This window comes from Brevibacterium gallinarum (assembly GCF_014836885.1).
Lineage (GTDB): Bacteria > Actinomycetota > Actinomycetes > Actinomycetales > Brevibacteriaceae > Brevibacterium > Brevibacterium gallinarum.
This window is the reverse complement of the sequence record NZ_JACSPY010000007.1, coordinates 152178-175434: the sequence shown is the minus strand read 5'-3', so window position 1 is coordinate 175434 and position 23257 is coordinate 152178. Positions and strand designations below refer to the sequence as shown.

At 66.8% G+C, this 23257-nt stretch carries 21 protein-coding genes and 2 tRNA genes; 14 read left to right on the top strand and 9 right to left on the bottom strand.

Annotated features, from left to right (window positions below; all coding sequences use genetic code 11):
• The first annotated feature begins 80 nt into the window (after window positions 1-80).
• Together H9634_RS09010 and H9634_RS09005 are read left to right on the top strand one after the other, a co-directional pair.
• Window positions 81-3338, top strand: coding sequence for a beta-phosphoglucomutase family hydrolase (locus tag H9634_RS09010; protein ID WP_191726345.1), 3258 nt, complete (start codon window positions 81-83; stop codon window positions 3336-3338).
• Window positions 3339-3509: 171 nt separating this feature from the next.
• Complete coding sequence (locus H9634_RS09005) at window positions 3510-4775, top strand: EAL domain-containing protein (protein WP_318245056.1); 1266 nt, start codon at window positions 3510-3512, stop codon at window positions 4773-4775.
• Between the two features lie 57 nt (window positions 4776-4832).
• Here the strand turns inward: H9634_RS09005 and H9634_RS09000 are convergent, their stop codons facing one another.
• Window positions 4833-5621, bottom strand: coding sequence for a DUF4126 domain-containing protein (locus H9634_RS09000; protein ID WP_191726343.1), 789 nt, complete (start codon window positions 5619-5621; stop codon window positions 4833-4835).
• 163 nt (window positions 5622-5784) lie between these two features.
• On the opposite strand from H9634_RS09000, the gene H9634_RS08995 reads away from it, so the two are divergent.
• Genes H9634_RS08995 through H9634_RS08985 form a run of 3 tightly spaced genes read left to right on the top strand, consistent with a single transcriptional unit; the run spans window position 5785 to window position 9136 of the window.
• Window positions 5785-6549 (top strand): TetR/AcrR family transcriptional regulator, encoded by a 765-nt coding sequence (locus H9634_RS08995; RefSeq protein ID WP_191726342.1) that lies wholly within the window; start codon window positions 5785-5787, stop codon window positions 6547-6549.
• The gene (locus tag H9634_RS08990; protein WP_191726341.1) at window positions 6546-7469 is read left to right on the top strand and encodes an ABC transporter ATP-binding protein; all 924 of its coding nucleotides are present in this window, start codon (window positions 6546-6548) and stop codon (window positions 7467-7469) included. Before H9634_RS08995 ends, H9634_RS08990 begins: the two co-directional genes overlap by 4 nt.
• The gene (locus H9634_RS08985) at window positions 7469-9136 is read left to right on the top strand and encodes an ABC transporter permease (RefSeq protein WP_225210745.1); all 1668 of its coding nucleotides are present in this window, start codon (window positions 7469-7471) and stop codon (window positions 9134-9136) included. The genes H9634_RS08990 and H9634_RS08985 overlap by 1 nt, the downstream gene beginning before the upstream one ends.
• 179 nt (window positions 9137-9315) lie before the next feature.
• On the opposite strand, the gene H9634_RS08980 is transcribed toward H9634_RS08985, so the two are convergent.
• Window positions 9316-9389, bottom strand: a tRNA-Ile gene (locus H9634_RS08980).
• Between the two features lie 175 nt (window positions 9390-9564).
• Between H9634_RS08980 and H9634_RS08975 the strand changes: the two genes are divergently transcribed.
• A complete protein-coding gene (locus H9634_RS08975; protein ID WP_102160700.1) occupies window positions 9565-10056 on the top strand; it encodes a DUF3145 domain-containing protein in 492 nt (163 codons plus the stop codon).
• Between the two features lie 273 nt (window positions 10057-10329).
• Here the strand turns inward: H9634_RS08975 and H9634_RS08970 are convergent, their stop codons facing one another.
• The 6 genes from H9634_RS08970 to aceE all read right to left on the bottom strand — a co-directional run bounded on the left by H9634_RS08970 (window position 10330) and on the right by aceE (window position 18195).
• Entirely contained in the window at window positions 10330-11571 is a 1242-nt protein-coding gene (locus tag H9634_RS08970) for a beta-ketoacyl-[acyl-carrier-protein] synthase family protein (RefSeq protein ID WP_191726339.1), read from the bottom strand.
• A gap of 81 nt (window positions 11572-11652) precedes the next feature.
• Window positions 11653-11904, bottom strand: a complete 252-nt coding sequence (locus H9634_RS08965) for an acyl carrier protein (RefSeq protein ID WP_102159882.1) — start codon at window positions 11902-11904, stop codon at window positions 11653-11655.
• Between the two features lie 168 nt (window positions 11905-12072).
• Complete coding sequence (locus tag H9634_RS08960; protein WP_191726338.1) at window positions 12073-13083, bottom strand: beta-ketoacyl-ACP synthase III; 1011 nt, start codon at window positions 13081-13083, stop codon at window positions 12073-12075.
• A 41-nt stretch (window positions 13084-13124) separates the two neighbouring features.
• Window positions 13125-14063 (bottom strand): ACP S-malonyltransferase, encoded by a 939-nt coding sequence (locus H9634_RS08955; protein ID WP_191726337.1) that lies wholly within the window; start codon window positions 14061-14063, stop codon window positions 13125-13127.
• Between the two features lie 58 nt (window positions 14064-14121).
• Entirely contained in the window at window positions 14122-15333 is a 1212-nt protein-coding gene (locus H9634_RS08950) for a PucR family transcriptional regulator (protein ID WP_191726336.1), read from the bottom strand.
• 102 nt (window positions 15334-15435) lie between these two features.
• On the bottom strand, window positions 15436-18195 hold the full coding sequence (gene aceE, locus H9634_RS08945; protein ID WP_191726335.1) for a pyruvate dehydrogenase (acetyl-transferring), homodimeric type: 2760 nt from the start codon (window positions 18193-18195) through the stop codon (window positions 15436-15438).
• A gap of 282 nt (window positions 18196-18477) precedes the next feature.
• On the opposite strand from aceE, the gene H9634_RS08940 reads away from it, so the two are divergent.
• The gene (locus tag H9634_RS08940; protein ID WP_102159892.1) at window positions 18478-18924 is read left to right on the top strand and encodes a DUF3052 domain-containing protein; all 447 of its coding nucleotides are present in this window, start codon (window positions 18478-18480) and stop codon (window positions 18922-18924) included.
• A 147-nt stretch (window positions 18925-19071) separates the two neighbouring features.
• The gene (locus H9634_RS08935; RefSeq protein ID WP_175294637.1) at window positions 19072-19467 is read left to right on the top strand and encodes an HIT family protein; all 396 of its coding nucleotides are present in this window, start codon (window positions 19072-19074) and stop codon (window positions 19465-19467) included.
• Window positions 19468-19494: 27 nt separating this feature from the next.
• Here the strand turns inward: H9634_RS08935 and H9634_RS08930 are convergent.
• A tRNA-Pro gene (locus H9634_RS08930) sits at window positions 19495-19568 on the bottom strand.
• Window positions 19569-19643: 75 nt separating this feature from the next.
• Between H9634_RS08930 and H9634_RS08925 the strand changes: the two genes are divergently transcribed.
• From H9634_RS08925 to H9634_RS08900, 6 genes are all read left to right on the top strand, one after another.
• Window positions 19644-20102, top strand: a complete 459-nt coding sequence (locus tag H9634_RS08925) for a TetR family transcriptional regulator (RefSeq protein ID WP_175294638.1) — start codon at window positions 19644-19646, stop codon at window positions 20100-20102.
• 73 nt (window positions 20103-20175) lie between these two features.
• Window positions 20176-20673, top strand: coding sequence for a hypothetical protein (locus H9634_RS08920; RefSeq protein WP_191726334.1), 498 nt, complete (start codon window positions 20176-20178; stop codon window positions 20671-20673).
• A gap of 26 nt (window positions 20674-20699) precedes the next feature.
• Complete coding sequence (locus tag H9634_RS08915) at window positions 20700-21134, top strand: BlaI/MecI/CopY family transcriptional regulator (RefSeq protein WP_191726333.1); 435 nt, start codon at window positions 20700-20702, stop codon at window positions 21132-21134.
• 3 nt (window positions 21135-21137) lie between these two features.
• Window positions 21138-21974 carry a M48 family metalloprotease gene (locus H9634_RS08910; protein WP_191726332.1) on the top strand — a complete coding sequence of 279 codons (837 nt, stop codon included), beginning with the start codon at window positions 21138-21140 and terminating at the stop codon, window positions 21972-21974.
• Between the two features lie 44 nt (window positions 21975-22018).
• Entirely contained in the window at window positions 22019-22612 is a 594-nt protein-coding gene (locus H9634_RS08905; RefSeq protein WP_175294642.1) for a methylated-DNA--[protein]-cysteine S-methyltransferase, read from the top strand.
• Complete coding sequence (locus H9634_RS08900) at window positions 22609-23208, top strand: DNA-3-methyladenine glycosylase I (RefSeq protein WP_191726331.1); 600 nt, start codon at window positions 22609-22611, stop codon at window positions 23206-23208. Before H9634_RS08905 ends, H9634_RS08900 begins: the two co-directional genes overlap by 4 nt.
• Window positions 23209-23257 lie beyond the last annotated feature (49 nt).

The following is a 23257-nucleotide window of genomic DNA, read 5'->3' as shown; positions in this document are numbered from 1 at the left end:
CGGGTTCTCGCTAGGCTGGACGCAAGCCGGCGCCTTCGGTCGCTGCGCGCCGCACACCTTCGTCCAGCGAGCAGGAGACCATGAACACGATCGTCACAACCCCATGGTCAGCGGTCATCTTCGACATGGACGGCGTCGTCACCGACACGGCCTCCCTGCATGCGATCGCCTGGAAGCGGCTGTTCGACGACGTGCTCGCCAGTCCCGAGGTCACCAGCGGCGACCTGCCGCTGAGCCACCACATCGACACCACGCCCTTCGACGGGGTCGAGGACTACCGCCGCTACGTCGACGGCCGCCCGCGCGAGGACGGCGTGCGCACCTTCCTCAATGCCCGCAACATCTTCCTGCCTGAAGGCAGTGATGACGATCCGTCCTCGGCCCACACCATCCACGGCCTGGCCCGGCGCAAGAACGACTACTTCTCCGTGCTGCTCGAACGCGAGGGCATCGAGGTGTTCTCCGGCACCGTCAAGCTCATCGAGCGGCTGCGCCGCGGCGGCACCCCGATCGGGCTGGTGACCGCCAGCCGCAACGCCCCGCGGCTGCTGGAGACTGCCGGCATCGCCGAGCTCTTCGATGTCGTCATCGACGGTCAGGTCGCCCGCGACCGCGGTCTGCCCGGCAAACCCGCCCCCGACACCTTCGTCGCAGCCGCCGAACTGCTCGGATTCCCGCCGCGGGAATGTGCGGTGCTCGAAGATGCCGTCTCCGGAGTCCAGGCTGCCCGCACCGGTGAGTTCGGCCTCGTCGTCGGCATCGCCCGCGACCGCAACCGCGCCGATCTGGAGGCAGCCGGGGCCGATGTGGTCGTCACCGACGCCAATGAGCTCGACCTGGGCATCGTGCCCCAGGACCCCTGGGAGTTGAGCTTCGCCGGTTTCGAACCCGAGCATGAGGGGCGCCGGGAGGCGCTGACGACGCTGGCGAACGGGTACATGTCGCTGCGCGGGGCCGCTCCCGAGGCGCCGGCTGGGCACTCCCATTACCCCGGTTCGTACATGGCTGGGATCTTCAACCGGCTGTGGAGCCACGTCAACGGCCGCGATCTGGAGCACGAGTCGCTGGTCAACCTGCCGAACTGGAACGTCTGCGACATCCGATTCGCCGACGGGGACTGGTTCTCAGCCGGCGGGTTGGCGATCGTCAGCGGTCAGCGCACCCTGTCGTTCGCCAACGGTGTGCTCACCCGCGAATTGGCGCTGACCGACGCGCAGGAGCGCGAGCTCATCATCCGCCAGCAGCGGCTCGTCTCGATGGACCGCAAGCATGTCGCAGCGATGCTCACGCAGATCACGCCGGTCAACACCGCCGATCCGATCGTCGTGCGCACCGGTATCGACATGAACGTCATCAACGACAACGTCCGGGAGTACGATGCGCTGTCGAAGAAGCACCTGATGACGACCTTCCAGCAGTTCGCCGCCGACGGCACGCTGCTGGCCGAAGTCGAGACGAGCCAGAGCAAGCTGCGCATCGCCATCGCCCAGCGCACGCAGATCCATCTCGGAGAGCACGCCGTCCGGCAGACCGATGAGGAGGCCGGTGTGAAGGTGCATCCGGTCGAGTATCCCGCCGGCATCTTCACCGATGCCACGATCGAGATGCGGCAGGGGGCGACCGTCGGCATCGACACGACGACCGCTCTGGTCAACTCCCGCGACGATGCGCTCACCTCCGTGCGCGAAGGTGCAGTCGATGAGCTCAACTGGCTGCCGGCGATCGGCTACGAGAATCTGCTGCCCGGGCACACAGCGGCCCTGCAGCGGCTGTGGGAGCGCTTCGACGTCGAGGTCGAAGCCGACTCCAACACCCAGCTGCTGCTGCACCTGCACACCTTCCACCTGCTGCAGTCGCTGTCTCCGCACACGGTGTTCGCCGACACCGGCACCCCGGCCCGCGGCCTGCACGGAGAAGGGTATCGCGGCCACATCTTCTGGGATGAGCTCTTCGTGCTGCCGCTGGTGAACCTGCGGCTGCCTGAGATCTCGAAATCGCTGCTGCTCTACCGCTGGCGCCGGCTCAACGCCGCCCGCCACCTCGCCCGCGAAGCCGGACTCGAAGGGGCGCTGTTTCCCTGGCAGTCGGGTTCGGACGGCCGTGAGGAGACCCCGGTCGAGCTGTTCAACCGGCGGGCTGGACGCTGGATGCCGGACAACTCCTGGCGGCAGAAGCATGTGGGCCTGGCGATCGCCTACAACGCCTGGCAGCACTACCGCGCCACGGAGGACGTCGGCTGGCTGGCCGAGCAGGGCGGCGAGCTCGTCATCGAGATCACCCGCCTGTTCGCCTCACTGGCCACGTACGACGCCGAGACCGACCGCTTCCACATCAACGACGTCATGGGCCCTGATGAGTTCCACGACGGCTATCCCGGCACGCCCGGCTCAGGGCTGCGCGACAACGCCTACACCAACATCATGACCGCCTGGGTGTGCCGCCACGCCGTCGAGATCTTCCGGCTGCTGCCCTCCTATGCCGCCGAGGACCTCATCTTCCGGCTCAACATCCAGCCGGCTGAGATCACGCTGTGGGGCCGGCTCGCCGCCCGCCTGGCGGTGCCCTTCAACGCCGACGGCATCATCAGCCAGTTCGACGGCTACGACGACCTGGAGGAGCTCGACTGGGCCGCCTACCGCAAGAAGTACGGCAACATCGGCCGGATGGACCTCATCATGGAGGCCGAGGGCGACTCGACGAACAACTACAAGCTGTCCAAGCAGGCCGACGTCACAATGCTCATCTACCTGCTCGGCGCCAACGGCCTCATCCGGGAACTCGGCCGGATGGGCTACCGGTACACGATGAGCCAGGTCGAGCAGACCGTCGATTACTACACCGCCCGGTCGACGAACGGCTCGAGCCTGTCCAATGTCGTCAACGCCGCCGTGCTGGCTGCGATCGGCCGGCCCGAAGCCTGGGACGTGTGGCAGGAGTCGCTGGTCATCGACCTGCACGACACCCAATGGGGCACCACGCAGGAGGGCATCCACCTCGGCGCGATGGCCGGCACCGTCGACGTCGTCGTGCGCGCCTTCGTCGGCGTGCTCATCCGCTACGACCGCATCGAGTTCCGCCCCCGCCTGCCGGAGAAGCTCACCGGCGTGCGTTTCAGGGTGCTGTTCCAGGGCCAGGTCATCGACGTGCGCTGCTCGGCGCGCGAACTCGTCCTCACCAGCCGCTCGCACGAAACCTCGAAGGTCAAGGTCCGCGTGTGGGACGACGAGCGCCTCCTCGACGGAGGAGAGACGCTGCACTTCAGCCTGCCCGAACACCACCACGAGGCCGTCGCCATGACCGGTGCGATCGAGATCGTCGGCGAGGATCCGCAGCGCTGAGCGATCCGCTCCCGAGGCGGTGGGCGCCTTCCGGCAGGGGTGCAGATATCGATTTCCGGCAGTCGTGTATCAGTCTTGTCATAAACGACTTTCTGCCGTGTTCGGTGTCCGTTGCGTGTGAGACACTGAATGCGCTCAACAGGACTCAGCCGCCAACGGAAAGGACATCTCGTGCTGTCGACACCCGCCGATGTATCGGCGTCGAGCGAGATCGAAGGACTGATCCGGCACGGCCTCGTCAACAGCTACTTCGCACCGGTGGCAGAGGCGTCGAGCTTTGAGACCGTCGGCTACACAGTGCTTCCGGCCCGGGCGGACGGGGAGGCGGGGAGCGACTGCGAGCGCATCGATGAGTTCGCAGGCCTGCGTGCTGATGTGCGCACCTCCGGGATGATCGGGGACTTCGACTCCTCCCTGCGCTACATCGCTCTGCGCGATGCCGCCTCTGCCGGGCTGGGCGCCTCCACCCGGCTGTTCCTCGGGGCTGAACCTGAATCGCTTGTCACCCTCGAAGACCGCACAGACGAACCCGAGCGTTCGGTCATCCTGCAGCTCGACCCCGAGCGGATCGCCGGGGCACCGGCCACCGTGCTGCGCTCGGTGCGCCAGGCCCGCCAGCTCGGCTGGGGCATCGGCATGAAGTCGATCGGCCCCGATCTGCGCACGGCTGCCTTCCTGCCGCTGGTCAATCCCTCGATCGTGAGCCTGCATCCGGATGTGCTGCATATGGAGGACCGCGACGAACTTGCCGAGCTCATCCGCCTGCTGCGCGCGCACGTCGAACGCACCGACGCCGTCGTCATCGCCGAGGGAGTGGCGACCGAGGCGGATATGCGCCAGGTGCGTGCGATCGGCGCCCGCTATGTCACCGGCCCGCTCATCGGTGAGCCGACGCGGGCGCCCAGCCCCGTCGACAAGCTCTACGACGACCCGCTCGTCGACCACTTCACCCGCAACCGGCTGGTGCAGGGCACCCCGTTCTCCATCTGCCAGAGCCTCAAGCACGACCCGCTCGTCATGGACGAGGCGCTCGTGGGCTCCGAACTCAAATCGCTCCAGCGCCGCGCGCTCAATGGTTCGAGCTCGATCGTCATCATCGGCATCTACGGTGAGCAGGAAGATGTATGGGAGGACACCGCCGAGCGGTTCGCATCCATCCAGCAGGTCTGCGGGTTCTCCGCGATGCTCTCCGGCGGCTTCGACGTCGCACCGGTGCCCGGTGTGCGCAGCGGTCGCATCGACCACTCCGACCCGCTGCGCAACGAATACGGGCTCATCGTCGTCGGACCGGACTGGTCGGGCATGGTCACCGCCTCCCGGAAGAACGACCCGGGGCCTGAGGGGCGCGTCGAGTTCGACGTCTACATCACCACCGACCGCTACGCCTGCGTCGACGCCGCCCGGGCGGTTCTCACCCGCGTCAACTCAGAACGCTGAGCGTCAACTCAGCACGCTGAACACGCCCGGCACCGCATCATGCGGTGCAGGTGAGAGTCAGAGCCGATCCTCGTCCCGGCGCGGAGGCGAACCGGTCTCATCCGTCGCGGGTGCCTCGGAGGCACCGGCCTGAAGGATCTCGCGCACCGAGGTGAACGGCGCCTCTCCGCGTCCGGCAGCTGTCGAACCGGAGCGCGGAGCGCTGCCAGGCCCTCGCCTGGCGGCGGATGCGCTGCCATTCCCGGACAGCCGGGCCTGAGCCGCAGCCCAGACGCGGCGGAGTCTGACGAACAGCCAGATCCCGATGCCCAGCAGCACCAGACCGGCCAGGGCCGCCAGCGGCGGCACCACCACGACGCCGATGAGGACGATGACGGCGGCCGTGTCCTCCCCGAAACTCGTGAGCACGTTCGTCACCGGTTCGGGCAGCAGATTCACCAGACCGCGCAGCGTTGACTTCCCCACACTCACACCGGTGGCAGTCGCTCCGCCGAGCACCGCGCCGGTCACCATCGCGGTGGCGCCGTACTCATCGCCGACCTGCAGGCCGATGAGGGCACCGAAGACCGGGCGCAGCACGCTGTGGATGACATCCCAGGCCTGATCGAAGAACTGGAACTTATCGACGAGGAACTCGCCGACGGCCAGCACACCGGTGATGCCGAGCACCCACGGGTCGGCGACGATGTCGGGAATCTGCGTGATGACCCCGCTGATCGCACCGGGAGCGTCTGCCGGGATGAGCAGCTTGGCCAGGCCGAGGAAGAAGACCGTGAAGTACGGCCGCAGTCCGGCCGCCGATCCGGTGCCGATAGCGATAAGCGCTGTGCTGACGAGCCCTTCCATGGAAGAACCTCCTGATGAGGCGGGCACTGATGAGCACATTCTACCGGCCCGGATGCGTCCGGCCGCTGACATGAGCACTGCAGTGCTTGACGTCGTCTCCCGCATCCCGTACCTTTATCAGTAACAGCAGGCTTTATCGCGTAAAGTACGAAAGGGAGTCACAGTGCGAGGCGACGACAGATCAGCTCAGTCACCGGACTCGGTAACGCGCAGACAGGCCCCAGCAGGCATCGGGTCAGAGGATCTGACCGCACGGGCCCGGATCCGCCAGGCGGCGATCCGCCGTTTCGCCGCCGAGGGCATCGACAAAGCGCGCCTCAAGGACATCGCTGCCGACGCCGGGGTCACGACACCGCTCATCACCCACCACTTCGGCACGAAGGACGGGCTGCGCGCCGCCTGCGATGAGTACCTCGCCGAACAGATCAAGGAGCAGAAGGAGCTCGGCCTCAGCAGGCCCGGACAGGACGCACTTCAGGCGATCCGCGAACACTTCATCGGCTCGGCGTTGATGTCCTACCTGGTGCAGACGCTGTCGACCGGCAGTGAGCACGTCGATGAGCTCGTCGACACGCTGGTCGAGGATGCCCTCGAGTACATGCACATCGGCGTCGACAGCGGCATTCTGCGCGATACGCCCAAACTACCGCAGTACATCACGGTGCTGACCATGTGGCAGCTCGGAGCCATGGTCATGCACCGCCACGTCAAACGCCACCTCGACATCGACCTGCTCGACGACGCCACCGACTCGGCCTTCGAATGGGCTCAGCTCGCCGGTGAGATCCTCACCGATCCCGTCATACTCGTCAGCGCCACCGACCTCATGGGCGACAACGCTGCCCACAACCCCGGCGTCCAGCCGGCGGATCACACCCCAGACGCCACCGGCACCTCGGGCACGGCCCCACGGAAGGACCACACATGACACCGGCAATCCAGACCTGCGGGCTGACCAAGCGCTTCGGATCATTCACCGCCCTCGACGGACTCGATCTCACGGTTGAACCCGGCCAGGTGCACGGTTTCCTCGGACCCAACGGCGCGGGCAAGTCCACCACGATCCGTGTGCTGCTCGGCATGCTGCGCGCTGACGGCGGCACCGCCGAGGTGCTCGGCGGAGACCCGTGGCATGACGCCGTCGCGCTGCACCGGCGCATGGCCTATGTGCCCGGCGACGTGGCCCTGTGGCCGAATCTCAGCGGGGGAGAAGCCCTCGACGTCCTCGGCCGCCTGCACGGCTCCGGCTCTGCCACGCGCCGCAGCGAACTGATCGAGGCCTTCGATCTCGATCCGCGCAAGAAGTGCCGCACGTACTCCAAGGGCAACAGGCAGAAGGTCGCCATCATCGCAGCTCTGTCCTCGGATGCTGAACTGGTGCTGCTCGACGAGCCGACCTCGGGCCTTGATCCGCTCATGGAGGCGACCTTCGATGCCGTCGTCGGCCAGCTGCGCGATGAGGGGCGCACATTCCTGCTCTCCAGCCACATCCTCGCCCAGGTCGAGAAGCTCGCCGACCAGATCTCGATCATCCGGCAGGGAGTCATCGTCGAAACCGGCACGCTCGTGCAGATGCGGCACCTGAGCCGCACGCACATCGAGGCGCGCACGCTGACTCCCGCCGGGGACATCCCGGCGCTGCCCGGCGTCCACGACCTCAGGCAGGACGGCCACCAGGTCACACTCACCGTCGACGGCGAACACCTCAACGAGATACTCCAGCACCTGGGAACCCACGGCTTCGACACGCTCACCTGCCATCCGCCCACACTTGAGGAGCTCATGCTGCGCCACTACGGCGATGACCCCGAGCCCACGACCGGCACGATGCACGAGGCGGCACACTGATGATGACGACCACCGCTCCCGCCCGGACGCTGACACCGCTGCAGCCGCCGCGTGCAGTCCGCGGGCCGAGCCACGCACTTGTGGGCACTGGTGCGCTGCTGCGCACTGCGCTCAGACGCGACTTTGTGCGCACTATCTGCTGGATCATCGGCATCGCCGGCGGCACCCTTGGTCTCGCTGTGACGTTTCCGGCCCTGTACGAGACAGAGGCCGACCGCCAGGTTGTCGCCCAGACCATGGGCACCCCTGCCGGGCTGGCCTTCACCGGCCCGATCGAATACCTGCGCGACTACACCCTCGGCTCGATCCTCTCCCATCAGATGATCGGCTTCACCGGCGTCCTCATCGGCATCATGTCCGTCCTCCTCGTCATCCGCCATACCCGGACAGAAGAGGAGACCGGCCGGGCCGAACTCACCCGCGCCGGCACCGTCGGACGTCACGCGCCCCTGTCGGCAGCCGTAGCCGAGGCGGTGCTCGTCAACGTCATCATCGGTGCGCTCATCGCCGCCGGTCTGGGGGTGCTCGCCATCGACTCCGTCGACTGGCCGGGATCGATTCTCTACGGGGCCGTCCACGCAGGCATCGGCATCGCCTTCGTCGGCTGCGCGGCTTTCATCGTGCAGATCTTCCAGAGCTCCCGGACAGCAGGCGAGATCGGCATCGGACTCGTGCTCGTCGCCTATGCCCTGCGCGCCGCCGGTGATTCGGCGGACAACGGAGTGGCCTGGGCCTCGCCGATCGGCTGGGGCCAGCGCACCTACCCGTACCTCGACAACGACTGGTGGCCGCTGGCCCTCTGCCTGGGTGCCGGTGCTGTCCTCAGCCTGGTCGGTGCGTGGCTGAGCACGCGCCGGGATGTCGCCTCCGGACTGGTGTCGGCGCGCCCGGGACGTCCGCGCGCCAGCAGGGCGCTCACCACCCCAGGTGGATTCGCGCTGCGACTGCTGCGCCCGTCGATCATCGCCTACGCGTTCGCCCTCATCGCCTTCGGCGCGATGTACGGCCCGTTCCTCGGCGATGTCGAGGACATGATCGCAGGTGTCGACGTCATCGAAGGAGCAGTGAGCTCGATCGGCGGTGCCAGTGTCGTCGAATCCTTCCTCGTCATGGTCATGAGTATCATCGCAATCCTCGCAGCCGTGTTCTGCATCGGTGCGGTGCTGCGCATCAAGGGCGAAGAGGAGAAGGGCTGCTCCGAGGCGCTGCTGGCGAACTGGCAGTCGCGGATGACGTGGATGTCCTCGCATGTCCTCATTGCGCTCGTTGCCGCCCCCATTATGCTCGCCCTTGCCGCCATCGGCATGTCGGCTCTTGGTGCCGGCACGGTCGATGACCCGGGCATCGTCGGCAAGATCTTCGCTGCCGCCCTTGTCTACACATCCGGCGTGTTGGTCTTCGTCGGCCTGGCCGCCCTGGTCGTCGGATGGGCGCCGCGCCTGAGCATCGCGGTGTGGCTGCTGCTCGGATACGCCGGTTTCACCGGCTACTTCGGGCCGATCCTTCAGCTCGACGAGTGGACGGCGAAGCTCTCGCCCTTCGGCTATGTGCCACGCGTGCCAGCCGATGACATGGAATGGCTGCCGGTTATCCTGCTGGCCCTTGCAGCCGGTGTGCTCGTCATCGCCGGCCTGATCGGATACCGGCGCAGGAACCTGCACGGATGACCCGCCTGCACTGATGCGAAGCCGGTGTTGAGAGCTGCTCTGTCCCACTTCTGCCCCAAAGACAGAAGCGACAACCCGAAATGCCGTGCTGGGAATCCCGTTCCTCGCCAGATGAATGTGCGCCTGCGCTAATCAACTCGTGATCGCAGGCGCATCTGCGTGTAACGGTGGTCCGACCGTGCCCCCAGTCGGACTTGAACCGACGACCAAAGAATTATGAGTTCTCTGCTCTAACCAGCTGAGCTATGGGGGCCAGCATCGCCTGCGTGAACATCTGCAGGCCGAGGCCAGCAACAGATTAACAGACCACGGACGCCACCTGGACGAATGTCTTTTGACCAGGGACGGCGATCGTCTATGCTGGTGGCATCCTCCTGTTCGGATCGTAGGGGAAGACGTATCCGAAAGCTCAGGAGGCAGAAATGGATATGACTCAGGGCGTACTCTTCGTCCACTCAGCACCTCGTGCGCTGTGCCCTCACATCGAATGGGCTGCGGGCGGGGCGATCGGCGCGCAGGCGGCCTTCGACTGGTCGCCGCAGCCGGCCGCACCCGGCACGTTCCGCGCCGAGATCTGCTGGCGTGCCCCAGCAGGCTCCGGGGCCCGCATCGCCTCGGCGCTGCGCGGCTGGGAGGGCGTGCGCTACGAAGTGACCGAGGAACCCTCACCCGGCGCTGACGGCGGCCGCTGGAGCCACACTCCGCGCCTGGGCATCTACCATGCTGTTACCGACGTGCACGGCAACATCATGGTCTCCGAAGACATCATCCGCTCGGTCATGGAGCGTGCAGCCGGCAATCCCGAGAAGCTCGAATCGCTCATGCAGCGCGCCCTGGGCGAAGCATGGGACAACGAGCTCGAAGCCTTCCGCTACGCCGGCGACGGCGCTCCCGTGCGCTGGCTGACCACCGCAGTCTGACTCACAGACCAGCGCTCTTCCTGACCAGCGCTGGCATCGCGGCAGCTGCTGCGGGGTGCATCCGGCCATTCGGTGTCTTTCTCCTGCCCGCAAGCTACCTCAGCGATGCCAGCGCTCCTGGCCCCTGGCCCATACGCTCGCCTCTCGGCGCATACGCTCGGGCTCGCAGCTCACACGTGGGGCTCGAGCCAGCACGCAGACGCATCAGGGCCTGCAGTCGCAGATGACTGCAGGCCCTGAAACAAGCCCAACCGGAAACCGGTTGTGCTCCGATCAGACGGTTTTGATGACACACACGGCGTTGTGACCGCCGAATCCGAAGGAGTTCGTCAGCGCAGCGAAGTCTCCACTGGGCAGATCCGCCGGGGTGTCGCGAACGACGTTGAGCTTGATCTCCGGGTCGAGGTTCTCGATGTTGATCGTCGGCGGGGCGACACGATGGTGAGCTGCCAGCACAGCGAGGATCGCCTCAACTGCGCCAGCACCGCCGAGCAGGTGCCCGGTCATGGACTTCGTGGCAGAGACGAGCGCCTCGGAGACGTTCTCACCCAGCAGCGCGTTGACCGCCAGAGATTCGGGCACGTCACCGACCGGGGTCGAAGTGGCGTGGGCGTTGATGTGCTTGATATCAGCGACGTCGATGCCGGCGTTGTCGACGGCATGCTGCATCGCGTGCAGCGCGTACTTGCCCTCGGGCTCGTTCGCGGTGATGTGATGCGAATCGTTCGACACGCCCCATCCGGCGATCTCAGCGTAGATCTTGGCGCCGCGGGCCTTGGCATGCTCTTCGGTTTCGAGCACGAGCGCGCCGGCTCCCTCGCCCATGACGAAGCCGTCGCGATCGACGTCGTAGGGACGTGAAGCCGTCTCCGGGGAGTCATTGCGGCGTGAGAGCGCCTGCATGGAGGAGAACGCGGACATGGTGATCGGGTGCACGGCGGACTCCGAACCGCCGGCGATGACGACGTCGGCCTTGCCGGACCGGATGACGTCGAGTGCCTGGCCGAGGCTTTCGGTCGAGGATGCACACGCGGAGACGACGGTCTGCACGGCAGCACGGGCCTTGAGGTCCATGCCGATGGCGGCAGCCGGTGCGTTCGGCATGAGCATCGGCACCGTCAGCGGCATAACGCGGCGGGAGCCCTCTTCGCGCAGGGTGTCCCAGGCGTTGAGCAGCGTCCAGACGCCGCCGATGCCGGTGGCCCAGGAGACTGCGAGCCGCTCCGGGTCGGTCTCGGGGGTCTGTGCGTCCTCCCACGCCTCGCGGGCGGCGATGAGAGCGTACTGGCTGGAGGGGTCGAGTCGCTTGGCCTGCACGCGTTTGAGGCGCTCGTCGACGACGCTGCGGTCGACGGTGGCGGCGAAGCTGACAGGAATGCCATAGTCCTCTGACCAGCTGTTGTCGAGAGTATGGGCGCCCGAGGTTCCCTTGAGCGCTGCCTGCCAGGTGGCTTCGGCGGTCGTGCCGATGGGTGTGACGGCACCGATGCCGGTGACGACAACTGTGGAAGTCATGTGATCAACCTCGTCGAATCGGTTGGGGTCCATCACGGGGCGGTGAGACCGCACGGGCCGGCCGCCCCGTGACCGGAATTCTTAGGCCTGCTGTGCTTTGACGATGTAGTCGACAGCGTCCTGCACGGTGACGAGATCCTTGACATCGTCATCCGGGATCTTCACGCCGAACTTCTTCTCAGCGTTGACGACGATCGTCATCATCGAGATCGAGTCGATGTCGAGATCATCGGTGAAGGACTTGCTCGGCTCGACAGCTTCGGTGGCCAGGCCGGTCTCTTCGTTCACGATGTCAGCGAGTCCTGCGAGGACTTCAGCTTCGCTATGTGCCATATCTTCCTTCTTTCTCAATGCTTCCCGGCCAGGTTCACCGGCCGGCTTGTGGAACGTGATTCGACGAGTTGTCCCGTCAGAATCCTACGTCATGCTCGCTGCGCATATGCAAGGAGCCGGGTGCCTCGGCAGGTCGTGCCGGGTGCGCCGCGATCCCTGATGGGGTGCTCATGGCAGCGTGACGACCTGCGCCCCGTAGACGAGCCCGGCGCCGAAGCCGATCTGCAGCGACAGCCCGCCGGAGAGCTCCGGGTGCTCGCGCAGCAGCCGTTCGGTGGCCAGCGGAATCGACGCCGAGGACGTATTGCCGTTGTCGGCGATGTCGCGGCCGATGACGACGGAGTCGGGCAGCTTCAGCTGCTTGGCGAGCTCGTCGATGATGCGCATATTCGCCTGATGGGGCACGAAGGCCGCCAAGTCGCTGGCTTCGACACCAGCGGCTTCGAGGGCCTCCTTGGCGACTTCGGCCATCTCCCACACCGCCCAGCGGAACACGCTGGGCCCGTCCTGGCGCAGCGTGGGCCATGTGCCGCCAGCGGGGTCCTTCTTCAGATCCAGCAGCGAGTTGGTCATGTGGATGGTGTCCCAGTTCTCGCCCTTCGAGCCCCACACACTCTGGCCGATGCCCGGTGTGTCGCTGGCGGAGACGACAACTGCGCCAGCACCGTCGGCGAGGATGAAGGAGATCGACCGGTCGGTCGGGTCGATCCAGTCGGAGAGCTTCTCCGCGCCGATGACGAGCACGTTGTCCATGACGCCGGACCGCACCAGTCCGTCGGCCTGCGCGATGGCATAGCAGTAGCCAGCGCAGGCAGCTGAGATGTCCCAGGCGGGAATCGGGCCGGTGCCCAGCCGGTCGGTCAGCATCGCTGCCACGGACGGCGTCGGGTGGGGGAAGGTGACGGTGGCGATGATGATGCCGCCGATGTCGGTGGGCTTGAGACCGGCGTTGGCGATCGCCTCCTGTGCGGCCTCTTCGCTCATCTCGGCGACGCCGACGTCTTCGCTGGCGTAGCGGCGGGTGATGATGCCGGTGCGCTGGCGGATCCACTCATCGGAGGAGTCGATCGGCTCGACGATGTCGTCGTTGCGCACGGTGATCTCACCGCGGTAGCCGCCGATTCCGGTGATGGTGGAGTACCGGCCGGCCGGCGTGGTCTGCAGTGTCGGTGCTGTCATAGGGAACCTCTTCTCTGTCTACAGCTGCGTGTGCGGCCGCTTCAGGATTCTGCAGGGGACTGGCCGGCGTGGGCCTGGACGAAGGCGCGGGCGTCATCGAGATCGGCAGCCGACTTCAGTGCGAAGGTCTCGACTCCGCGCATCGCCCGCTTGGCCAGCCCGGTGAGCGTGCCGCCGGGTACGAGTTCGAGCAGGCCGGTGACGCGCATGTCGAGCAGCTGCTTCTGGCACAGATCCCAGCGCACTGGATTCGTCACCTGCTTGACGAGCAGGTCGAGATACGCAGAACCGGACTCGACCGGTTCGCCGGTGGCGTTGGTCAGGATCGTCAGCTGCGGGTCCTGGGCTTCCAGGTTCGAGGCCAGGGTGGCGAGCGGGGCCTGGGCCGATCCCATGTACGAGGTGTGGAATGCGCCTGCGACCTTGAGCGGGATGACGCGGGCGCGCTCGGGCGGGTTCTCAGCGAGCTTCTCGATGTTCTCGACTGCGCCGGCGGCGACGGTCTGTCCCGCGCCGTTGACATTGGCAGGGGACAGGCCGGCGGATTCGATGGCGGCCAGCACATCGTCCGGTTCCCCGCCGACGACGGCGGCCATGCCGGTGGGCGTGGCGGCAGAAGCCTCAGCCATGCCGGTCGCACGCGTCATGACGAACTTCATCGCTGCGGTGTCGTCGAGGATGCCGGCGATGTTTGCGGCGCCGATCTCACCGACGGAGTGACCTGCGACGACATCAGGGGAGACGTCGAGGTCGGAGAAGAGCTCCCGGTAGGCGGCGATCGCCGAGGCGACGAGCAGCGGCTGGGCGATATCGGTGCTCTTGATCGTCTCGTCATCGGACTCTGTGCCGTAGGTGCGCAGGTCGAGATTCGCGGCGGTGGAGAGCGCATCGAGTGTTGCGGCGAATGCCGGGCGATCGAGCCAGGAGGAGAGGAATCCGGACTTCTGGGCGCCCTGGCCCGGGCAGGCGATAACTAGCACTGGAGTAGCTTCCAATCAGTCGAGGTCGTGTTTCAACTTACGTCAATGTGGAGGTTCGTCACGGGGATTTGTTCAGGTTCGACAATTGCCCGGCTTCAGACAGTTGGCCGTACACCAACGCAATTCTGATGACGAAACCGGCGCGCGCCTCGGTCGGATCGATGCCGATGAGGTCGGCGATCTTGCGCAGACGGTAGCGCACGGTGTTCGGGTGCACGTGCAGCGAACGAGCCGTGTTCTCCAGCGAGCCGCCGAATTCGACGTAGGCGGCAACGGTGTCGAGCAGCTGGCCGCTGCCGGAGTTGAGCGGTTCGTAGTAGCAGGTGATGAGCTCGCGCACCGCGCACATGTCACCGGCGATCGCGCGCTCGGGCAGCAGGTCACGGGCATGGACGGGTCGGGTGACGATCGGGCGCGCCGAGGCGGTGCGCAGCGCCCAGCCGGCTGCCGCAGCCGAGGTGGCGGCTTCGGCCAGCGTGCTGACCTCAGGTCCGATGACGACTTCGGAGGGACCGAAGAACTGTGAGAGCGCGGTGGCGGCCTGGTCGATGTCCTCGACACCGCCGATGACGATGAGCAGCCGGTCGTCGTGCACCCCGACGAGCGCATCCTCGGCCCACTTCTGGGCGGCTGCGCGGATCTCGTCGATGCTCTTGTGTGCGGCTCGCTGCGGGGCGCGGCCGACGACGACGTACACCGAGCCTTCGGTGCGCCACCCGAAGGCGGCTGTGCGGCTGGCGAGCTCATCGACTGAGTCGCCGCGCACAAGTGCGTCGACGACCATCGCCTCCAACCGGGCGTCCCACGAACCGCGCGCCTCAGCCGCGCGAGCGTAGATGTCGGCGGCAGCGAAGGCGATCTCCCGGGAGTACACCAGCACGGCTTCGCGCAGCTGGGCCTGCTCATTGGGCCGGGCCAGGTCGCCGACGCGCTCTTCGACGACTTCGACGACAACGCGCAGCAGCTGCAGCGTCTGCTGCAGCGACACGGAGCGGACGAGCTCGCGCGGGGCGGACTGGAAGATGTCCTGAACGACCCGCAACTGTGCGCCGGGGTCGCGGTACCAGTCGATGAACGAGGCGATGCCGGAGTTCGCCAGTACAACGACCCAGCCGCGGTCGGCGGCGCTCATCGAGCGGTACCACGGCAGGCGGGCCTCGAGTCGCTGCAGGGTCAGCTTGTGCAGCAGGGCCTGACCGGCCCTGAGCCGGCGGGTCGTCTCGGCGCGGGCACGCACATGGGCGGCGGCTTCCTCAGAGCGAACGGGCATGAGGCCACACTACATGAAAGGCGACAAAGGAATTGTGCTCCGGACACAAAAGCGGGAGGGGTGCTTCCCTCCCGCTTCTGTGTGCTCAGCAGCTGCGTGCGATCAGGCGCTGGCACCTTCGGTCGAGCCGGTGGCGCCGGCCCGCGGATCGTCGAGCTGGTACTTCTTCGACGCCTCGGCGGCGAGCTTCGGATCGACGATGCCGAGGTCGCCGAGGCTGATGAGCGCCTGGACGACGACCGAAGGGGCATCGATGAGGAAGTGCCGGCGAGCGGCCGGGCGCGTATCGGAGATCGCGTAGCCGTCGGCGCCCAGCGACGTGAAGTGGCCGGGGACGTACTGGCGGATCATGTCCGGCACGGTCCGGGTGTGGTCGCTGGTGGCGATGACCGGGCCCTCAGTATCAGCCAGCTGCTGCGTGACAAACGGCACCCGCGCCTCGGCGTCGGGATCGAGCAGACGCTCGTCATCGCAGGCCAGGCCGTCACGGCGCAGCTCCTGCCATGAGGTCACCGACCACACATCGGCCGAGACGTTCCAGTCCTTCTCCAGCAGCTCCTGGGCCTCCAGGATCCACGGCACTCCCACGCCGGAGGCAAGCAGCTGGACCTTCGGCCCGTCGAGTTCGGGCCCGTCCTTGAGCTTGTAGATGCCCTTGAGCACGCCTTCCACATCGAGGTCCTCGGGTTCCTTGGGCTGGACCATCGGCTCGTTGTACATCGTGATGTAGTACATGACGTTCGGGTCGCGACCGTCGTCCTCGCCGTACATCCGCTGCAGGCCGTCGCGCACGATGTGCGCCATCTCGTAGCCGTATGCCGGGTCGTAGGAGATGATCGACGGGAATGTCGACGCCAGCACGTGGGAGTGCCCATCGCCGTGCTGCAGCCCTTCCGCCACCAGCGTCGTGCGGCCTGCAGTGGCGCCGAGGATGAATCCGCGGGCCATCTGGTCGCAGGCTGCCCAGAAGGCATCGCCGGTGCGCTGGAAGCCGAACATCGAGTAGAAGATGTAGAACGGGATCATCGGCTCGCCGTGGGCGGCGTATGAGGTGCCGGCCGCGGAGAACGCGGCAGTCGAGCCGCCCTCGTTGATGCCCATGTGCAGCAGCTGTCCGTCGGTCGCCTCCTTGTAGGCCAGGAAGAGATCGCGGTCGACCGAGACGTAGTTCTGCCCGTGCGGGTTGTAGATCTTCGCGGTCGGGAAGAAGGAGTCCATGCCGAAGGTGCGGGCCTCATCAGGGATGATCGGCACGACGCGCTTGCCGAACTCCTTGTCGCGCATGAGGTCCTTGAGGATGCGTACGAACGCCATCGTCGTGGCGATCTCCTGCTTGCCCGAGCCCTTCCGGGCGGCGTCGTAGAGCTTGTCCTCCGGCAGCTTGACCGGCACGTGCTTGTCGCGGCGCTCGGGGCTGAAGCCGCCGAGCTGACGGCGCCGCTCGAGCATGTACTTGATCTCCGGGGCGTCGGGTCCCGGGTGGTAGTACGGCGGCAGCTGCGGGTTCTCCTCCAGATCCTTGTCCGAGATCGGAATCGAGAAGTGATCGCGGATCGTCTTGAGATCCTCCAGATCCACCTTCTTCATCTGGTGGGTGGCGTTGCGGGCCTCGAAGTGCGGTCCGAGCGAGTAGCCCTTGATCGTCTTGACGAGGATGACCGTCGGCTGGCCGGTGTGCTCGACAGCTGCCTTGTAGGCGGCGTAGACCTTGCGGTAGTCGTGGCCGCCGCGCTTGAGCTGCCAGATCTGCTCATCGGTGTAGTCCTCGACGAGGGCCTTCGTGCGCGGATCGCGGCCGAAGAAGTTGTCGCGGACGAAACCGCCGTCCTCACCCTTGTAGGTCTGGTAGTCACCGTCTGGGGTGTTGTTCATGAGGTTGACGAGCGCGCCGTCGCGGTCGCGGGCGAGCAGCGCATCCCATTCGCGTCCCCAGATGACCTTGACGACGTTCCAGCCGGCACCGCGGAAGAACGACTCGAGCTCCTGGATGATCTTGCCGTTGCCGCGCACCGGGCCGTCGAGGCGCTGCAGGTTGCAGTTGATGACGAAGGTGAGGTTGTCGAGCTCCTCGTAGGCGGCGTACTGCAGCATGCCGCGGCTTTCGGGCTCGTCCATCTCACCGTCGCCGAGGAACGCCCACACGCGCTGCTCGGAGGTGTCCTTGATGCCGCGGTTGTGCAGGTACTTGTTGAACTGCGCCTGCGCAATCGCGTTCATCGGGCCCAGGCCCATGGACACCGTCGGGTGCTCCCAGAAGTCCGGCATCTGGTGCGGGTGCGGGTAGGACGGGAGGCCGGCCGGTTCGCCGTCGATCCAGTGCGAGGCCTGCTGGCGGAAGCCGTCGAGCTGGTCCTCGGTCAGGCGCCCTTCGAGATAGGCGCGGGCGTACATGCCCGGTGAGGCATGGCCCTGGTAGAAGACGTGGTCTCCGCCGCCGGGGTGGTCCTTGCCGCGGAAGAAGTGGTTCTGGCCGACCTCGTACAGCGTCGCTGCTGAGGCGTAGGTCGAGATATGGCCGCCGACCTCGATGCCCGGCCGCTGGGCGCGGTGGACCATGACCGCTGCGTTCCAGCGGATCCAGCGGCGGAACCGGCGCTCGACTTCTTCGTCACCGGGGAACCAGGGCTCATCCTCGGGGCCAATCGAGTTGATGTAGTCAGTCGCCGTGAGGCTGGGCACCCCGAGGCTCTGCTCGCGGGCACGCTGGATGAGGCTGAGCATGATGTAGCGGGCACGGGAGCGACCGCCTTCGTCGACCAGCGAATCAAGGGAGTCGAGCCACTCCTGAGTCTCCTCGGGATCGACGTCTGGGACCTGGTTGGGCAGGCCGTTGAGGATGATTCCTCGCTTCTGATTGGCCACTTTCATGTCCTCTCGTAGGGACGGACTCACCGTCGGGCGGACGGCGGGCGGGGGACACACAGCGATCGTGGCCGCAGCGGCATCCCGCCCTTGGGGTTCGGTATCAACCCTAAGGCACATCGGGCCTCATTGTGGAATATATCCAATCACGATGCGGAAGTGTCAGCCGTATCGTGGAAGTGTCGGTGTGAGTGGGTGCGAAGGGCGTCCCTGCGGCATGAGAACGCGGCAGACCGGCCCTGACAGTTGCTCAGGGCAGTGAAGGGGGCAACAATATGGGGTATGAGCACAACTCCTTCCGAAAGGACCCTTGCACAGGACGCGGATGCTGACAGCAGCGCTGCGAACACCCTCGGCCTCGCCCCCGGAAAGTACGTCCAGGAAATCGGCTATGACGATGATGTGGACTTCGACCTGCGCGACGAGATCGAGGCGGTGATCGGAGAGGAGATGGCAGACGAGGATGTCGACGATGTGTTCGACGTCGTCGTCATGTGGTGGCGCTCTGACGATCCTGACCTCATCGACGGCATCGTCGACGCACAGACCACCTTGGCCGACGGCGGCATCATCTGGCTCCTGACCCCCAAAGCCAAGCGCGACGGGCACATCCCGCCCGGCGACATCACCAACGCAGCTCCGACCGCGGGCATGCACATGACGAAGACCATCAGCGCAGCACCTGACTGGTCGGGCTTCCGGCTCGAAGCCAAGAAGAACTTCAGCTGACACTCGATCCGGGCAGCCTGGCAACCCGCCGGCTGCCCGGACTGCTGAGCGCAGCCCCAACGACAGCCCGGACAGCCCAGCATCCAGCCGTACCCGGCTATCGGGTATGGACGGCTCCCACCTACGTATGCGAAGGAGTGATGGAAAGTGGCGACGCTTTTCACCAAGATCATCAACGGCGAGATTCCCGGCGCCATCGTCTACGAAGACGACCGCTGTGTCGCGTTCCTCGACGCGCTGCCGCAGACCGAGGGCCACACCCTCGTCGTCCCCCGCGAAGAGATCTCCCACTGGATCGACGTGCCGGCAGACCTGCTCGCACACCTCATGGACGTCGCCCAGCGCATCGGCGCCGCCCAGCAGAGGGCCTTCGACTGCGAGCGGATCGGCGTGCTCATCCAAGGCTATGAGGTTCCCCACACCCATGTGCACGTGTGGCCGACGAACTCCGTAGCCGACTTCGACATGCACCAGCGGGCCAGCGAGATGCAGGGCCCGGAAACACTGAAGCCGGTGGCCCAGCGGATCAGAGACGAACTCTGAGTCTCACCAGGCCACCGGCCGGATCGGTCGGGATAGCGGGATTCGAACCCACGACCTCCTCGTCCCGAACGAGGCGCGCTACCAAGCTGCGCTATATCCCGTCAGCGGAGACAACTATACCCGTAGAGATGCCGACGTCAAAAACCGCTTCTCCAGGCGCTGGAAGAGAGACCTGAATGGCGCTGTCGCAACAGGCGATCATCGACACATCGCTGCGGATCCTCTCGCGATTCGGCATGGGCGACCTGTCGATGCGCCGGCTCGCCCGCGAGCTCGACGTGCAGCCCTCGGCGCTGTACTGGCACGTGAAGAACAAGCAGGATCTGTTCGTGCTGCTGGCCCGCCAGATGCTCACCGCCGCCGTCGCCGAGGCGGAGGGCACCGCGGCCGCCGATCTCGCCTGGGCACTGCGCACCGTGCTGCTGCGCTACCGCGACGGTGCCGAGATCTACGCCCTCGGCCTGGCCCTCGAAGGCGAGGCGCTCATTCCCGAGGCCATCCGGCACAGCGGGGGAGAGACGCTGATGGACTACATCGTCGGTGCCCTCATCATCGAACAGCACCGCAGCGACTTCGACCGGCAGGACCCGGCCGCCGGCGCACGGTTCAAGCGCGGCGTCGCCCAGCTGCTGTGAGACCGGCGGACAGCCAGCCCATCCGGTGCTGGCGCAGGTGACCGAGCCCGCCGGCCTGTGCGACGATGGCGCTATGACGACACGCCTTCGCACCCGCACTGCCGCTGCCGTTGCCATCAGCGCCCTGCTGCTCACCGCCTGTGGTCAGAACCCCGAGGAGGACCCGCCGGCACTCGGCTCCGACGACGCCACCACTGCCGAGGCGAGCGCTGAGCCGACCGGCGCCACCAGCAACGACGCTGCCGATGACGCGAACGGCGACGCTGGCGACGATGCGTCTGCCGACGGTGCTGGCGATGACAGCGCGGCAGCAGAGCTGCCCGAGGTCTCAGCTGATACCTGTGCTGCCTTCGAGGAGTTCGAGGACGGCTTCCCCGGCAACACCGAAGCCGACCCGGAAGCGGCCGCCGCGTGGATGGAGAAGCAGGCCGATGCCGGTGACGAGCAGTACACCGGCCAGCTCAAGGGCCTGGCCGAGGCCACCCGCGCCTACGGTGAGGGACACAAGCCGCTGACGGCACTCGAAGGACAGATGCGCGGTCTGCACGAGCACTGCACGCACGGGGGCTGATATCATCCCACCCAGGAGGGTGAGCGATGACAGGACTCAACAGCCGGCGCGAGCGCGGCGAACTCGAAGCTGAGGTCATGAAGATCCTCTGGGACGCCGATGAGCAGCTGAGCGCCAACGATGTGAGCGAACGCTTCGCCGGACGCAAGCCGAACTACTCGACGATCATGACGACTCTCGAGCGCCTCGAGCGCAAGGACATGGTCGTGCGCTCCGATCCCTCACCGCGCAAGATCCGCTTCCGCGCCGCACAGACCCGCGATGTCTACGCCAGCGACCGGATGGTCAGCGTCCTGTCCTCCTCCGGTGACCGGCAGAAGACCCTCATGGCCTTCGCCGGGCACCTGAGCGACACCGACCTCGACGTGCTGCGCTCCTCGCTGCAGCAGGCGCAGACCCGGCACGCCCGCAAGGATGCCGCCCGCGCCGCTGCACGGAAACGAGACCGCAGGCGCAGCTGAGCGATGCTCACGCTCCTCGCCCTCAGCGCGGCCGCCACCGCAGCTCTCATCATCACCGTCCCGCGCCTGCTGGCACCGGGCTCCTGGGCGCTGCGCCACCCTGCCACCGCGCTGCGGCTGTGGATGGCCTCCCTCGTGACCATCAGCATCGGGCTGGTCACAGCGGTCCTCTCCGGTGTGCTGGCAGTCGTCACCGCCGTCGCCGGATACCTGCACCCAGCCCACCTGCTCATCCCGGTCGCCGTCAGCATCGTCATGATCGCCGCAGCCGCCGTGTGGATGCGCCTCAAGCACCGCCACCACGCCAGCGTGCGCTCCGTCCATGCCGCGGTCGCAGCACTCGAACCCCACATCGTCTCCCGCAGCCAGCGCGAGGCCTTCGTCTTAGCACGCGTCGACTCGCCTGAGGTGTTCTCCTACGCCGTGGCCCGCACGCCTGCCAAGGCAGGGGTCGGGTGCCGGCCGATGGTCATCGTCTCCACCGGGATGCAGCAGCTGCTCACCGACGCCCAGCTCCAGACGATCATCGCCCACGAATACGCTCACGTCCGCTGCGGACACGAGACGGTCCTGCGCACCGCCGCCCTCACCGCTGCTATGACGCCCCCGGCACTGCGCTACGGGCAGGCGATGCAGCGCAGCGCCACCCTGCTCGTCGAACTCGCCGCAGACGACATCGCCGCCGATCGCGCCGGTGCCGTCCACCTCGCCAACGCACTGGCCGCCGTATCCGCACAGACCGGCGATCCCTCCCTCGACCTGCGCGCCGAACGCCTGACACTCGGGGAGTGGACGCTGACCCACCGGCTCACGGTGCCCGCAGACTTCCGAGTCGCCTGAGCCAGCCCCAGCACCGGCCGCCTGGCAGAGAACGGAGCACTCCCATGAAGGACCTCAGCCACCTCTTCCCACTCGACGAAGAGCACATGCGCCGCGTGCGCCAGCTGCTTGACGACCACGCCGGGGGCGCCGGCCTCGTCGACGTCGGCTACACCATCATCGACTCGCCGATCGGCGCACTGCTGCTGGCAGCCACCCCAAGCGGGCTGGTGCGGGTGGCCTTCGACAGCGAAGATCACGACGCCGTGCTCACCGAGCTTGCAGAGAAGGTCAGCCCGCGCGTCCTGGCAGCCGAAGCGCAGCTGGCGCCGATCGCAGCCCAAGTCTCGGAGTACTTCGCCGGGCAGCGTCGCGACTTCGACATCCCGCTCGACCGGCGCCTGTCGACCGGATTCCGCCGGGAGGTGCAGCAGCAGCTCTCACAGATCCCCTACGGGAGGACCCGAAGCTACAGCGAGGTCGCAGCGGCAATCGGCCAGCCGACGGCCGTGCGCGCCGTCGGCACCGCATGCGCCCAGAATCCGATCCCGGTCATCGTGCCCTGCCACCGGGTGCTGCGCTCCGACGGCAGCCTCGGCGGCTACCGCGGTGGGCTGCCGGCCAAGCAGCAGCTGCTCGAGCTGGAAGCCGCAGCATGAGCGAGACGACAGGACTGGTCGTCGGAACCGATGGGCTGGCCCGCCCGGCCTGGGCGGCTGCCGATCCGCTCCTGCAGCAGTACTACGACACCGAATGGGGCATGCCGGTGCGCGATGAAGCCGGGCTGTTCGAGCGCATCAGCCTGGAGGCATTCCAAGCCGGACTGTCGTGGGCGACGGTGCTGCGCAAACGGGAGGCCTTCCGCGAGGTGTTCGCCGGCTTCGACCCCGACACGGTCGCCCAGTACACGCAAGCCGATGTGTCCCGGTTGCTCGATGATGCGCGCATCATCCGCAACGCCGCTAAGATCCAGGCCACGATCGCCAATGCGCAGGCGATCATCGACCTGCGGGCCGACGGCGGGCTGCCCGATCTCATCTGGTCATTCCAGCCCGCAGAGACCCCGCGGCCGTGCACGCTCGCGGACATCCCCACCTCCTCGCCGGAGTCGGCGGCACTGGCGACAGCACTCAAGGCCCGCGGCTTCCGGTTCGTCGGGCCGACGAGCGCCTATGCCCTCATGGAGGCCATCGGGATGGTCGACACCCACCTCATCGGCTCCCACCGGCGCGGAGCCTCCGGCATCTGGGACTGATTGTCTGCCAGCCGTCAGCACCCTCGACGAACCGGCCGCAGCGGCCTAC

What these genes read in the sequence shown, in the direction of transcription:
- H9634_RS08905 (WP_175294642.1), top strand. Translation starts at nt 22,019, where the DNA reads ATGAAGGACCTCAGCCACCTCTTCCCACTCGACGAAGAGCACATGCGC.
- H9634_RS08910 (WP_191726332.1), top strand. Translation starts at nt 21,138, where the DNA reads ATGCTCACGCTCCTCGCCCTCAGCGCGGCCGCCACCGCAGCTCTCATC.
- H9634_RS08925 (WP_175294638.1), top strand. Translation starts at nt 19,644, where the DNA reads ATGGCGCTGTCGCAACAGGCGATCATCGACACATCGCTGCGGATCCTC.
- H9634_RS08990 (WP_191726341.1), top strand. Translation starts at nt 6,546, where the DNA reads ATGACACCGGCAATCCAGACCTGCGGGCTGACCAAGCGCTTCGGATCA.
- H9634_RS09000 (WP_191726343.1), bottom strand. Translation starts at nt 5,621, where the DNA reads ATGGAAGGGCTCGTCAGCACAGCGCTTATCGCTATCGGCACCGGATCG.
- H9634_RS08985 (WP_225210745.1), top strand. Translation starts at nt 7,469, where the DNA reads ATGATGACGACCACCGCTCCCGCCCGGACGCTGACACCGCTGCAGCCG.
- H9634_RS08915 (WP_191726333.1), top strand. Translation starts at nt 20,700, where the DNA reads ATGACAGGACTCAACAGCCGGCGCGAGCGCGGCGAACTCGAAGCTGAG.
- H9634_RS08975 (WP_102160700.1), top strand. Translation starts at nt 9,565, where the DNA reads ATGACTCAGGGCGTACTCTTCGTCCACTCAGCACCTCGTGCGCTGTGC.
- H9634_RS08940 (WP_102159892.1), top strand. Translation starts at nt 18,478, where the DNA reads ATGAGCACAACTCCTTCCGAAAGGACCCTTGCACAGGACGCGGATGCT.
- H9634_RS08920 (WP_191726334.1), top strand. Translation starts at nt 20,176, where the DNA reads ATGACGACACGCCTTCGCACCCGCACTGCCGCTGCCGTTGCCATCAGC.
- H9634_RS08960 (WP_191726338.1), bottom strand. Translation starts at nt 13,083, where the DNA reads ATGACAGCACCGACACTGCAGACCACGCCGGCCGGCCGGTACTCCACC.
- H9634_RS08970 (WP_191726339.1), bottom strand. Translation starts at nt 11,571, where the DNA reads ATGACTTCCACAGTTGTCGTCACCGGCATCGGTGCCGTCACACCCATC.
- H9634_RS08965 (WP_102159882.1), bottom strand. Translation starts at nt 11,904, where the DNA reads ATGGCACATAGCGAAGCTGAAGTCCTCGCAGGACTCGCTGACATCGTG.
- H9634_RS09010 (WP_191726345.1), top strand. Translation starts at nt 81, where the DNA reads ATGAACACGATCGTCACAACCCCATGGTCAGCGGTCATCTTCGACATG.
- H9634_RS08900 (WP_191726331.1), top strand. Translation starts at nt 22,609, where the DNA reads ATGAGCGAGACGACAGGACTGGTCGTCGGAACCGATGGGCTGGCCCGC.
- H9634_RS08950 (WP_191726336.1), bottom strand. Translation starts at nt 15,333, where the DNA reads ATGCCCGTTCGCTCTGAGGAAGCCGCCGCCCATGTGCGTGCCCGCGCC.